At 70.6% G+C, this 11,472-nt stretch carries 11 protein-coding genes; 6 read left to right on the top strand and 5 right to left on the bottom strand.

Annotated features, from left to right (window positions below):
* Positions 1 to 20 precede the first annotated feature (20 nt).
* From NNI01S_RS19715 to mca, 3 genes are all read right to left on the bottom strand, one after another.
* Entirely contained in the window at positions 21 to 1,331 is a 1,311-nt protein-coding gene (locus tag NNI01S_RS19715) for an FAD-binding oxidoreductase (RefSeq protein WP_063021565.1), read from the bottom strand.
* A gap of 134 nt (positions 1,332 to 1,465) precedes the next feature.
* Positions 1,466 to 1,765, bottom strand: a complete 300-nt coding sequence (locus NNI01S_RS19710; protein WP_157114866.1) for a hypothetical protein — start codon at positions 1,763 to 1,765, stop codon at positions 1,466 to 1,468.
* On the bottom strand, positions 1,762 to 2,646 hold the full coding sequence (gene mca / locus NNI01S_RS19705) for a mycothiol conjugate amidase Mca (RefSeq protein ID WP_245676277.1): 885 nt from the start codon (positions 2,644 to 2,646) through the stop codon (positions 1,762 to 1,764). The genes NNI01S_RS19710 and mca overlap by 4 nt, the downstream gene beginning before the upstream one ends.
* 102 nt (positions 2,647 to 2,748) lie before the next feature.
* Here mca and NNI01S_RS19700 point away from each other — a divergent pair, with 102 nt between their 5' ends.
* Together NNI01S_RS19700 and greA are read left to right on the top strand one after the other, a co-directional pair.
* On the top strand, positions 2,749 to 3,216 hold the full coding sequence (locus NNI01S_RS19700; protein WP_063917564.1) for a DUF4307 domain-containing protein: 468 nt from the start codon (positions 2,749 to 2,751) through the stop codon (positions 3,214 to 3,216).
* A 297-nt stretch (positions 3,217 to 3,513) separates the two neighbouring features.
* The gene (gene greA, locus NNI01S_RS19695; RefSeq protein WP_040782534.1) at positions 3,514 to 4,008 is read left to right on the top strand and encodes a transcription elongation factor GreA; all 495 of its coding nucleotides are present in this window, start codon (positions 3,514 to 3,516) and stop codon (positions 4,006 to 4,008) included.
* A 97-nt stretch (positions 4,009 to 4,105) separates the two neighbouring features.
* Here greA and NNI01S_RS19690 read toward each other — a convergent pair whose 3' ends face one another.
* Positions 4,106 to 5,248, bottom strand: a complete 1,143-nt coding sequence (locus NNI01S_RS19690) for a cystathionine gamma-synthase (protein ID WP_063021563.1) — start codon at positions 5,246 to 5,248, stop codon at positions 4,106 to 4,108.
* A gap of 229 nt (positions 5,249 to 5,477) precedes the next feature.
* Between NNI01S_RS19690 and NNI01S_RS19685 the strand changes: the two genes are divergently transcribed.
* From NNI01S_RS19685 to NNI01S_RS19675, 3 genes are all read left to right on the top strand, one after another.
* On the top strand, positions 5,478 to 6,653 hold the full coding sequence (locus NNI01S_RS19685; RefSeq protein ID WP_063021562.1) for an acyl-CoA dehydrogenase family protein: 1,176 nt from the start codon (positions 5,478 to 5,480) through the stop codon (positions 6,651 to 6,653).
* Between the two features lie 409 nt (positions 6,654 to 7,062).
* Entirely contained in the window at positions 7,063 to 8,673 is a 1,611-nt protein-coding gene (locus tag NNI01S_RS19680; protein WP_063021561.1) for an HD domain-containing phosphohydrolase, read from the top strand.
* A gap of 296 nt (positions 8,674 to 8,969) precedes the next feature.
* Entirely contained in the window at positions 8,970 to 9,446 is a 477-nt protein-coding gene (locus tag NNI01S_RS19675) for a DUF4254 domain-containing protein (RefSeq protein ID WP_063021626.1), read from the top strand.
* A 58-nt stretch (positions 9,447 to 9,504) separates the two neighbouring features.
* On the opposite strand, the gene NNI01S_RS19670 is transcribed toward NNI01S_RS19675, so the two are convergent.
* Complete coding sequence (locus NNI01S_RS19670; RefSeq protein WP_063021560.1) at positions 9,505 to 10,893, bottom strand: cystathionine beta-synthase; 1,389 nt, start codon at positions 10,891 to 10,893, stop codon at positions 9,505 to 9,507.
* Positions 10,894 to 10,995: 102 nt separating this feature from the next.
* Here NNI01S_RS19670 and NNI01S_RS19665 point away from each other — a divergent pair, with 102 nt between their 5' ends.
* On the top strand, positions 10,996 to 11,457 hold the full coding sequence (locus NNI01S_RS19665) for a hypothetical protein (RefSeq protein WP_063021559.1): 462 nt from the start codon (positions 10,996 to 10,998) through the stop codon (positions 11,455 to 11,457).
* Positions 11,458 to 11,472 lie beyond the last annotated feature (15 nt).

The following is an 11,472-nucleotide window of genomic DNA, read 5'->3' as shown; positions in this document are numbered from 1 at the left end:
AGGCCGTTGCGCCTCATGTCCTACCCGAGTACCGGGTAGTTCGCCCGGATGACGCCGTGTGGGTCCCGGGCGCGCTTGATCTCACGCAGCCGGGTCAGCGTCGCGGGATCGAACGCGGCGGCGGCCGTCTCGCCGGGCGTGAGGAAGGTGTACGGCTTGCCGCCGCTGATCTGCCCGCTCACCGCGTCGACGATGGCGGTGCGCCGCGCCCGGACCGCATCGGCGAGGTGTGGCAACCCGAGTCCCAGGCAGTAGAGCAGGTACGGCTGCGCGATCGGGCCCCGCGCGCCGCCGTCCGTCCTGGCTTCGGCCAGCGCGCCGCCGAGGTGGCGGATCTGCACATTCGCCAGCGGCGCGACCGCCTCGTCGATCAGCGTCTTGACCACGGCGTCGCCCAGATCGGTCAGCTGCTCCGCGCGCGAGAGCGACGGGCTCGGATCCGTCGGTTCGCCGGTGACGGCACCGATGTCGGCGGGTCCGAAAACGCCGCGCTTGTCGAGGAGCGGATTCCCGATGGCGTCGAGCCGGGCGAGCATCGCGCGTCCTCGATCGGGGTCGCCCACGTAGACGGCGTCGATGCCGACCATGGGCGGCGAGTCCGGAATCTGCAGGCGCTGGAACCACACGCTCAGCTCGTCGGGCGCAACCGCGGTGATCTCCTGGAAGACCTCGAACACCTCCCGGATCCGGCTTTCCGGCCACAGCATGCGGCCGCCGAACAATTCCGGCGCGGGAAACAGGTCGAACTCCAGCGCCGTCACCACGGCGAAGTCGCCACCGCCGCCGCGCAGCGCCCAGAACAGCACCGGATCGTCCTCGGCCGTGACCCGGCGGCGAGCGCCCGCGGCGTCGACGACCTCGAACGCGCGCACCGCGTCGCAGGCCCAGCCGTGCTTGCGGCCGAACCAGCCCATGCCGCCGCCGAGGGTGTAGCCGGTGACGCCGACGACCGGGTTGCTGCCGGCCAGGCCGGTCAACCCGTGCCGGGCAGCGGCGGCCTGCACCCGGCCCCACGCCGCCCCGGCGCCGACGCGCGCCACTCGGCGCTCGGCATCGATCTCGATGTCGTCCAATTGCCCGGTGCGCAGCAGGATCGCGTCCGGCACCCCGCCGGAGGCGCCGTGCCCGGTCGGCTGGGTGACCACCGGTACGCCGGCGCCGCCCGCGTACCGCACCACGGTCGCGACGTCCGCCGCGTCGCCGGCCCGCACCACGGCGGCCACCGGCTGAGCGACTGTCGTCGTCCACGGGCGGGCCGCATCCTCGAATCCGTCGTCACCCGCCACCAGCACACGGCCGGGCAGCGCAGCGCGCAGTTCGTCGAATGTCATCGCTCTTCCTGACTCTCAGCGGTCGATAGGAGACGCGAGCAACGAATCCGGAAGGCCGTCCGGGAGGACGCCGTGGTTCGCGCCGCGACTATCGCATTGACGAAAGAGCGTGCGGAAAGGTAACAAACAGCAGGTCAGGAGGGCTTCTCGCCCTGTCGGCCGGGTTCGGCGCGTCCCTCGTGGTCGGCGCCCTCCGACCCTTCGGCCCGGCGCGTGATGCCGTGCTCGGTCCCTTCGTCTGCCTCCTGGTCCGGTTCGGGGTGCTCGGGCTCGAAGGTCGCGGGCAGACCCTTGATGTGCCGGTTCATCGATCGGATCAGCAGGAACGTGCCCGCCAGCAGGAGCAGGACGATGACCAGACCGAGCGGCGACGCCTTGCCGAACTCGGGGCCGGTCGGCGTGCCGGGCGTCTGGGCGAGCAGGACCAGCGTCACGACCGCTCGTCCTCGATGCCCGCGAACAGGTCGGTCTCCGGCAGCTCGGTACGCACCCGGGTCTTGGCCAGCTCGAACTCCTCGGTGGGCCACAACCGCTGCTGCATCTCCAGCGGAATGGCGAAGAACGCGCCGTTCGGGTCGATCTGCGTCGCGTGCGCGCGCAGGGCGTCGTCGCGCTGCGGGAAGTACTTGGCGCAGTCGATCTGCGTGGTGATCCGGGCCATCATGTCACCGCGCTCCGCGGCGTATTTGCGCATCCGGTCCAGCCACTCCTGCAGTGGGAACGGTTCGCCGAGACGCTCGTACTCCGCGGCGAACACCTCCATCCGCCGCATGCTGAACCCGTGGTCGTAGTACAGCTTGAGCGGCGTCCACGGCTCACCCGCGTCGGGGAAGCGCTCGGGGTCGCCCGCCGCGTCGAACGCCGCCATCGACACCTCGTGGCAGCGGATGTGGTCGGGATGCGGATAACCGCCGGTCTCGTCGTAGGTGGTCATCACGTGCGGCTTGAACTCGCGCACCACGCGGACCAAGGCCTCGGTGGCCTCCTCCAGCGGAACCAGCGCGAAGCTGCCCTCGGGCAGCGGCGGCAGCGGATCGCCCTCGGGCAGGCCCGAGTCGACGAACCCGAGCCAGTGCTGGCGCACGCCGAGCGCGCGGGCGGCGGCGGCCATCTCCTCGCGACGGATCTCGTGGATGCGCTCCAGGACGCCGGGGGTGTCCATGGCCGGATTCAGGATGCTTCCGCGCTCTCCGCCGGTCAGCGTCACGACGAGGACGTCGTGTCCTTCGTCGGCGTAACGGGCGGTCGTCGCGGCACCCTTGCTGGACTCGTCGTCTGGGTGGGCGTGCACCGCCATGAGGCGAAGGCCACTCACGTCTCGTTCTCCGTCGCTCTCGGTCGCGGGTGTCGGGGCTTCGTTACCTATAGTTCCATTCGACCCACATTTGTTCCGACGTACCCCCCGGGAGCGACCACCATGAGCCAGCCCGCGCCGGAGAGCGGCGGCGCCGCCGAAGCTGCGGCGTCGCCGAGCGGCCCCCTGGCCGACCGGTACGGCACGCGGCCCCGTAAGCCGCGCCGTTGGCTCATGCCGGTGCTCGGTGTGGTGGTGGTGCTCGCCGGGCTCGGTGTGGCCTACCTCGGGTATCAGAAGTACGGGCCGGAGGACATCGAGGCCGAGCAGCTCGGCTATGTCGTCGTCGACGACTCGACCATGACCATCCGGCTCAAGGTGACCCGGGCGGACCCGGAGCGGCCGGTGGTGTGTTTCGTCCGCGCGATGGCGCGCGACGGCTCCGAGCTCGGTCGTCGCGAGGTGCTGATCGAACCGTCGAGCAGCGGGACCGTCGAGCTGACCACCGTCGTGCGCTCGTCCGCGCGGCCCGCGTCGGGCAGCGTGTACGCGTGCAGCGATCGGGTACCCGCCTATCTACGGGTTGGCTGATTTCCGCGCATTTACCGGCGACCTGCCCAGGAAATCAACTCCGACCAGCACATTTGTGATTCATGCTAAAATGGCGTGATACACGGTTCCGGGGCTCGGAGCCGTGTTTGCTGCATTGGCGGCCAGCGCTGACGGTTCGGGCTTGCGAGCTTGCCCGCGACCAGGGCCTGTCGGGGTTCGATGAACTTCCCAGGATCGCTCTAGCCGTCGACTGGTGCGTGCCCGCTTCCGGGTGGGCGCACGCCGGTGCTCAGGGAATCCCGGCCTGCCGGGAACAACTACTAGGGAGTGATCGAGATGACTGAGACGCAAGTGACCTGGCTGACCCCGGAGTCGCACGACAGGCTCAAGAGCGAACTCGACGCGCTCATCGCCAACCGTCCGGTCATCGCCGCCGAGATCAACGAGCGCCGGGAAGAGGGCGACCTCAAGGAGAACGGCGGGTACCACGCCGCCCGCGAGGAGCAGGGTCAGCAGGAGGCGCGCATTCGCCAGCTGCAGGAGCTGCTGAACAACGCCAAGGTCGGCGTCGCACCGACCAAGTCCGGCGTCGCGCTTCCCGGGTCGGTCGTCAAGGTCTACTACGACGGCGACGAGACGGACACCGAGACCTTCCTGATCGCCACCCGGGAGGAGGGCCTCCGCGATTCGAAGCTGGAGACCTACTCGCCGAACTCCCCGCTCGGTGGCGCGCTCATCGACGCCAAGGTGGGCGAGACCAGGGAATACACGCTGCCCAACGGCAACACGATGAAGGTCACCCTGATCAGCGCCGAGCCCTACCACAGCTGATGGTCCGGGCCGCGCCCCCAGGGCCGGCCGACACCCCCGCGGACACGAGCGGCCGCGCCCGATCATCGGGTGCGGCCGCTTCCTCATGTCCGTGAACCTAGCTCAATGCCTGCTCGATGTCCGCGAGCAGGTCGCTGACATCCTCGATACCGACCGACAGCCGCACCAGATCCGCGGGCACCTCCAGCTCGGAGCCTTCGGTGGAGGCGTGCGTCATCGCGGCCGGATGCTCGATCAGCGACTCGATACCGCCCAGCGACTCGGCGAGGGTGAACACCTCGGTCCGCGAGCAGAACTTGCGCGCGGCCTCGACGTCGCCGTGCAGCCGCACCGAGATCATCCCGCCGAACCGCCGCATCTGCTTGCCCGCGACAGCATGGCCCGGATGCTCGGGCAGGCCGGGGTAGATCACCTGCGAGATCGCCGAATGCCCGGACAGGAACTCGGCGAGGGTTTCGGCATTGTCGCAGTGGCGTTCCATCCGCAGGGCCAGGGTTTTGATGCCGCGCAGCGTGAGGAAGGCGTCGAACGGGCCGGGGACCGCGCCCGCGCCGTTCTGCAGGAACGCGAACGCCGCGTCGAGCTCCGGATCGTTGGTGATCAGCGCGCCGCCGATGACGTCGGAGTGGCCGCCGAGGTACTTGGTGGTGGAGTGCACCACGATGTCGGCGCCGAGCTGGAGCGGCTGCTGCAGGTAGGGGGTCGCGAAGGTGTTGTCGACGACGAGCTTCGCCCCCGCCGCGTGCGCGACGTCGGCCAACGCCGGGATGTCACCGATGCTCAGCAACGGGTTGGTCGGGGTCTCGATCCACACCAGCTTGGTGTTCGGCCGGATCGCGGCGCGCATCTCGTCCACGTTGAACACGTGCGCGGGCGAATGCTCGATGCCCCACTGGCTGAAGACCTTGTCGATCAGCCGGAAGGTGCCGCCGTAGGCGTCGTCGGGGATCACGATGTGGTCGCCCGGTCGCAGCGTGGCGCGCAGCGCACAGTCGGTCGCGGCCATGCCGGACGCGAACGCCCGGCCGTAGCGGCCCGATTCCAGCGCGGCGAGGTTCGCCTCCAGCACCGACCGCGTCGGGTTGCCGGTGCGCGCGTACTCGAAACCGCTGCGCAACCCGCCCACGCCGTCCTGGGCGAACGTCGAACTCGCGTAGATGGGCACATTCACCGCGCCGGTCTGCGGATCGGGTTCATACCCGGCGTGCACGGCCCGTGTGGAGAATCCCAGCTCGCTCATGAGGGTCAGCCTAATCGGGGCGATTCCGAGGCAACTTCCCGGTGCGGGCATATCGCGGCGGCGCGCGCAGGCGAATCGGGCAAATCCGCACAAACGAGTCGGCACGGCGAGATCTCGCCCTGCGATCCGATCGAATTACGCGGATCTCGGGCACGCGCCGGAAATACTGCGCCTATCGGTCATGCGTGAGTTCGGTCTCACCCGAACCGCCCACCTCTAGTCTGAATCCATGGTCACCGTGGAAGAACTGTTCGCCACCGATGCACTGCTATCCGAGGACGAGCGCGAGATCCGGGATACCGTCGCGGCCTACGCCGCCCGGCGGCTGCGCCCGCACGTCGCGGAGTGGTTCGAGGCGGGCACCTTCCCAGCCCGCGAACTCGCCCCCGAACTCGGCGAACTGGGGCTGCTCGGCATGTATCTGGAGGGCTACGGCTGCGCAGGCATGTCGGCGACCGCGTATGGGCTGGCCTGCCAAGAGCTGGAGGCGGTCGACTCCGGCATCCGCAGCATGGTCTCGGTCCAGGGTTCGCTCGCGATGACCGCGATCCACAAATTCGGCTCGGAGGACCAGAAGCAGCAGTGGCTGCCGGAGCTGGCCGCGGGACGCGCGATCGGCTGCTTCGGATTGACCGAACCGGACTTCGGCTCGAATCCGGGCGGGATGCGGACCCGCGCGAAGCGCGACGGCGCCGACTGGGTGCTCAACGGCTCGAAGATGTGGATCACCAACGGGTCGGTGAGCGACGTCGCGGTGGTCTGGGCGCAGACCGAGGACGAGGGGCGGCAGGTGATCCGCGGGTTCCTGGTGCCGGCCGGGACGCCCGGGTTCACCGCGCGGGAGATGCATCGCAAGCTGTCGCTGCGCGCGTCGGTCACCGCGGAGCTGGGCTTCGACGACGTTCGCCTGCCCGCCGACGCGGTGCTGCCGGGGTCGCGGGGGTTGGCCGCGCCGCTGGCATGCCTGAGCGAGGCGCGCTTCGGCATCGTGTTCGGCGCGCTCGGCGCGGCGCGCGAGTGCCTTGCGGCCACCATCGAGTACGCCAGGACCCGCGAGGTGTTCGACAAACCGCTGGCCGCCTACCAGCTCACCCAGGCCAAGCTGGCCGACATGGCGCTGGAGTTCGGCAAGGGCCAGCTGCTCGCGCTGCACATCGGACGGCTGAAGGACCGCGGCGTGGTCACACCGGAGCAAGTGAGCGCGGGCAAACTGAACAGCACGCGGGAAGCCATCGCCATCGCCCGCGAATGCCGCACGATCCTCGGCGCCAACGGCATCACGCTGGACTACCCGGTGCTGCGCCACGCGAACAATCTGGAGTCGGTGCTCACCTACGAAGGCACGGCGGAGGTGCACCAACTGGTGCTCGGGCGGGCCTTGACCGATGCGAATGCCTTTCGCTGACACGACGATTCACGCCAAGGCCCGCTAGTCGCAGCGCACCGCAGGCCGCCGTTCGACGCCGCGCCCCGGTGTCGGCTCGGCCGCACTCCAGGTGATCGGCGTCGAGCCCGGCTCGTACCGGCAGTCGGGCACGGCCGGACACCGCCGCGCTCGGCGGGACGATCCCGCTTCCATGGACGTGGCTGCGGGCGGCCGTTGAGCGGGGATGACGAGGAACCGGCTCGCGCACGAACGGTGCTGATGAATTGCCGGAGTGCGTCCCTCGACAGCCTCCCGGCGAATCTGCCCTGCCGGAGCCGGACGACCGCCCGTCAGCCGATCGGACGCCGGTCCGTTCCGGGCGCGGATCGTCCTCGCGCAGAACCGATTCGAGGCTGCGCGAGCAACCGGCGAACACTACTGTCGGTGCATGTCGTCGATCCGCGCCGCCGAAGTTCTCGCGGCACTGTCGCTGACCACCGACCTCGCCACCGGGAGCCCGTTCGAGACGGGGCTGGCCACCTGCCTGGTCGCCACCGACCTCGCCGAGCGGATCGGGCTGCCGGACGCCGAGCGCCGCGCGGTCTTCCACGCCGCGCTGCTCGCCGCCCTCGGGTGCACCGGCCGCGCCTGCGAGAACGCGGAGTCGTATGCCGACGACATCGCCTTCCAGCGCGCGTGCCGGGTGCTCGATCCGGGCGATCCCGCCGTCTACACCGCGCAGCTGCGCCGATTCGGCAGTTGGTCGCCCGCCGCCCAATCGGCGCTGCGCAATCGGTTCGTCACGCAGTCGCGGAGCGCGGCGCAACCCGCGCTGCGCTCCTCGGGTGAGATCGTCCGGGCGCTCGGGCCGCGGCTCGACCTGACCGAGCCCGTCATTCGCGCGGTGGCCGAGGCGGAGGAGCGCTGGGACGGGCTCGGTGCGCCGAACCGGCTGCGGGGGGACGCCATCTCGCTCCCGGGCCGGATTCTGCATCTGGCCGAACAGGCGGTGCTCGCGCTCGCCGCGGATTCGACGCTGGTGGGCGGCCGCCTCCGGCACTTCGAAGCCCCTGTCGACAGCGCCGCCGAGCACGACCGGGCGCATCCTGCCCTGGGCATCACGGCGCGGCCGGACGTCGTCCTCGACGAGTTGCGACGACGGGCCGGCGGGCACCTCGACCCCGACTTGGTCGCCGTCTGCGACGCCGAGGCCATCCGGGCTGTGCTCGACGTCCCGGATCTGCTCGCTGCCGTCCTCGCCGCGGAGCCGGGAACGCCCTCGACGCTTCCGGCCGCCGAACTCGACCGCCCCGGACTGGCGCTGGCGATGGTCGTCGACTTGAAAGGCCGCTACCTGCTGGGGCACTCGGCGCACGTGGCCGGATTGGCCGACGCCGCGGCGGCCGGGATGGGCTTGGCCGACGACGATCGGGCGGCACTGCGCGCCGCCGCCCTGCTGCACGATCTGGGCCGCGCCGCGGTGTCCAGCACGGTCTGGGACCGCGGTGGCCCGCTCGGCCCGCGAGACAGGGAACGTGTCCGGCTGCACAGTTATTGGACCGAACGTATCCTGCGCCGCTGCCCCGGTCTGGCGAGCCTGGCCGACCTCGCCGCAGGTCACCACGAACGGCTCGACGGCAGCGGTTACCCCCGGGGCAGGCGAGACGCCGCACCGGGGGCGCGATTGCTCGCGGCGGCGGACGTTTTCGCTGCCTGCACCGAAGCGCGGCCCTATCGTCCGGCCGCCCGTCCCGCGGAAGCCGCCGCCCACCTCGGCGCCGAAGTCGCCGCGGGCCGGCTCGACGGCGAGGCATGCGCCGCCGTGATCGCGGCCGCCGAAGGCCGCTCCCGCCCCGAGGGCCACGACCTCACGGAGCTCGAGATCGACGTGCTGCGCCTGGCGGCCCGTGGCCGCTGCGGCCGGGAGATCGCCGCCGAACTACTCCTGCACGAACGCACCGTCGCGCATCACCTCACCGAACTGCGCGCGAAGACCGGCCACCGCACCCGAGCGGGCGCCGCCGTCTTCGCCATGTCCCACCGCCTGCTTCCCGGCTGAGCCGGTAGCCATCCGAATTCCGCTCTCGCCAAGTCTGATCGGCGCCAGCCCGGGCCCGGTTCCACGGCCGCCGCCTCACACGGCTCGGTATGGCGGCGGGTAGAGGATTGTTACCTCTTGTCATTCAGGTGCCATACGGGTGTCACCACCAGGCCAATGGAAACGCGGAAGATGTTGGAGGAACCGGGCATTGGGGCGATGCCTCCACCGCCACACCTTTGGAGGTGCACAGATGCACACGTTGACGATCGACCCCCGCGCGCTGCGGTCGGTTCCGGATGCGCTGGGAGCCGGCCATGTTCGTGCGTGACCATCTGCCGCGACGCTCACGCGGCGCCCGGCCGCTGCCGGATCAACGCGAACTGGTGGCCGCCTTCGGTGGCCATGAAGGCGATCCGGAGGATGACCGCCCGCTGCTCGGCTGGGCCGGGGCCCTGGCCGCGCTGCACCGGCGGCGCCACCGCGACCCGCTTGCCGCAGCCGAAATAGATTGCCGCCGAGCCGAACTCGTGGCAGCCATCGACGCGTGGGTGATCGACAAGCTACCGAGGAAGCGCGCGAACGAGCACCTGCGCGCGGAATCCGTCGGCGCCACGGTCGACCGCATGGCCGCCGCCCACGTCCACGCCAGCCACCTGTTGCACACCGCCGAGAAGGTGTCCGACGCCCGGGTGCACGCCGCCTGGTATCGGCTGGCCCTGCTGGCCGACGAGTGGACCGACCTGATCACCGGCGGCGTGCGCGAAACGCAGCGCGGCAGGCGCCCGGCGTAGGTCCCGCTCGCACTCGCCGCACCGTGCGGTACGGCGAGTGGGCGCCGGGAATCGGTGTCTACTTTCCGATGCTGCCCGTGCTGAGGAAGCCGAGCAGGTCGTGGCGGGTGATCACGCCGACGGGCTTGCCGTCCTCGACGACCATCAGCGCGTCGGTGTCCGAGAGCGCCTTCGTCGCGGCGGAGATGGGCTCGCCCGAACCGATCAGCGGGAACGACGGGCTCATGTGCTGGGCCACCGAATCGGTCAGGTGCGCCCGGCCCTCGAAGACCGCCGACAGTAGATCGCGTTCGGACACGCTGCCCGCGACCTCGCCCGCCATGACCGGCGGCTCCGCGCCGACCACGGGCATCTGCGACACGCCGTACTCGCGCAGGATCTCGATCGCGTCGCGCAGCGTCTCCGACGGGTGGGTGTGCACCAGGTCCGGCAGCTCGCCGGACTTGCCGCGCAGCACGTCGCCGACGAGCGGCTCGGCTGTGCCGTCCAGCCGCTCGCGCAGGAAGCCGTAGGAGCTCATCCACTCGTCGTTGAAGATCTTCGACAGGTAGCCGCGACCGCCGTCGGGCAGCAACACCACGACCACCGCGTCCGGATCGCGCCGCGCCACCTCGACGGCGGCGACGACGGCCATGCCGCACGAACCGCCGACCAGCAGGCCCTCCTCGCGGGCGAGCCTGCGGGTCATGTCGAAGGAATCCGCGTCCGAGACCGCGATGATCTCGTCCGGCACGGCGGGGTCGTAAGCGGACGGCCAGAAGTCCTCGCCGACGCCCTCGACCAGGTACGGCCGCCCGGTGCCGCCGGAGTACACCGACCCCTCCGGGTCGGCGCCGATGATCTGGACCTTCCCGCCGGAGACCTCCTTGAGGTAGCGGCCGGTGCCGGTGATCGTGCCGCCGGTGCCGACGCCGGCCACGAAGTGGGTGACCTTGCCGTCGGTGTCGCGCCAGATCTCCGGGCCGGTGGTCTCGTAGTGACTGGCCGGACCGCCAGGGTTGGAGTACTGGTCGGGCTTCCACGCGCCGTCGATCTCCCGGACCAGGCGGTCGGAGACGCTGTAGTAGCTGTCCGGGTGATCCGGCGGCACCGCGGTCGGGCAGACCACGACCTCGGCGCCGTAGGCGCGCAGCACGTTGCGCTTGTCCTCGCTGACCTTGTCGGGGCAGACGAACACGCAGTTGTAGCCGCGCTGCTGCGCGACCAGGGCGAGGCCGACGCCGGTGTTGCCGGAGGTGGGCTCGACGATGGTGCCGCCGGGGCGCAGCTTCCCGGACTGCTCGGCGGCATCGATCATCTTCACCGCGATCCGGTCCTTCGAGCTGCCGCCCGGGTTCAGGTATTCGACCTTGGCCGCGACCAGTCCCGCGTTCGGTCCCACGACCGAGTTCAACCGGACCAGCGGCGTGTTGCCGATGAGATCCACGACATGATCCGCGATGCGCATGGCCCCATAGTTGCAGACGCACCAACTGTGAGTTCGCGCACGCCACGTGCGACGGGGCCGGACTACCGGCGAACCGGCGCCCGCGGCCTTAGGATCGCTGCCATGAGGCAGCCGAACATCGCCCGCGCCGCAACGCTTCTGGCCGGATCGGCGGTGGCCCTGGTGATCGGATCCGGCGCGCACGCGGAGGCGGCGACCGTCGAATTCCCGCAGGTGCCGACGCTCGCGCGCGGTGGTCTGTGCTGGACCAGCATCCGCACCTGGGCCGACACCGGTCCCGAATGGCCCGGGCGCGCCATCCTCAATGTCCGGGCGCTCCCCGTCAGCGGCATCGGGCCCGGCATCTATCCCCTGGCGCCACTGTGCGAGGTCCGCACCACCGTGGCCTGGCGCAATGTCACCACCGGCGCCACGGGCAGCTACGACAACATCGTGGTCACCGGCATCTACGGCAGCATCCAGTACGCGCTGTTCCAGGACACCGGGCCCGGCCTGGTGGAGGTCACCATCTCCACCGACGCGGCGAGCATTCCCGCTCGCGGCAGCTTCGTGGTCCCGGGCTGAGGCCGGCCCGGACGC

It is taken from the genome of Nocardia niwae NBRC 108934 = DSM 45340 (genome assembly GCF_001613465.1).
Taxonomy (GTDB): domain Bacteria; phylum Actinomycetota; class Actinomycetes; order Mycobacteriales; family Mycobacteriaceae; genus Nocardia; species Nocardia niwae.
The sequence above is the reverse complement of the archived record's forward strand: the minus strand, read 5'-3'. Positions and strand labels throughout refer to the sequence as shown.

Excerpts from the sequence above, each read along its gene's own strand:
- NNI01S_RS19675 (WP_063021626.1), top strand. The coding sequence starts at position 8,970 with ATGTTCGTGCGTGACCATCTGCCGCGACGCTCACGCGGCGCCCGGCCG.
- NNI01S_RS19685 (WP_063021562.1), top strand. The coding sequence starts at position 5,478 with ATGGTCACCGTGGAAGAACTGTTCGCCACCGATGCACTGCTATCCGAG.
- NNI01S_RS19715 (WP_063021565.1), bottom strand. The coding sequence starts at position 1,331 with ATGACATTCGACGAACTGCGCGCTGCGCTGCCCGGCCGTGTGCTGGTG.
- NNI01S_RS19700 (WP_063917564.1), top strand. The coding sequence starts at position 2,749 with ATGAGCCAGCCCGCGCCGGAGAGCGGCGGCGCCGCCGAAGCTGCGGCG.
- NNI01S_RS19690 (WP_063021563.1), bottom strand. The coding sequence starts at position 5,248 with ATGAGCGAGCTGGGATTCTCCACACGGGCCGTGCACGCCGGGTATGAA.
- NNI01S_RS19680 (WP_063021561.1), top strand. The coding sequence starts at position 7,063 with ATGTCGTCGATCCGCGCCGCCGAAGTTCTCGCGGCACTGTCGCTGACC.
- NNI01S_RS19665 (WP_063021559.1), top strand. The coding sequence starts at position 10,996 with ATGAGGCAGCCGAACATCGCCCGCGCCGCAACGCTTCTGGCCGGATCG.
- greA (WP_040782534.1), top strand. The coding sequence starts at position 3,514 with ATGACTGAGACGCAAGTGACCTGGCTGACCCCGGAGTCGCACGACAGG.
- NNI01S_RS19670 (WP_063021560.1), bottom strand. The coding sequence starts at position 10,893 with ATGCGCATCGCGGATCATGTCGTGGATCTCATCGGCAACACGCCGCTG.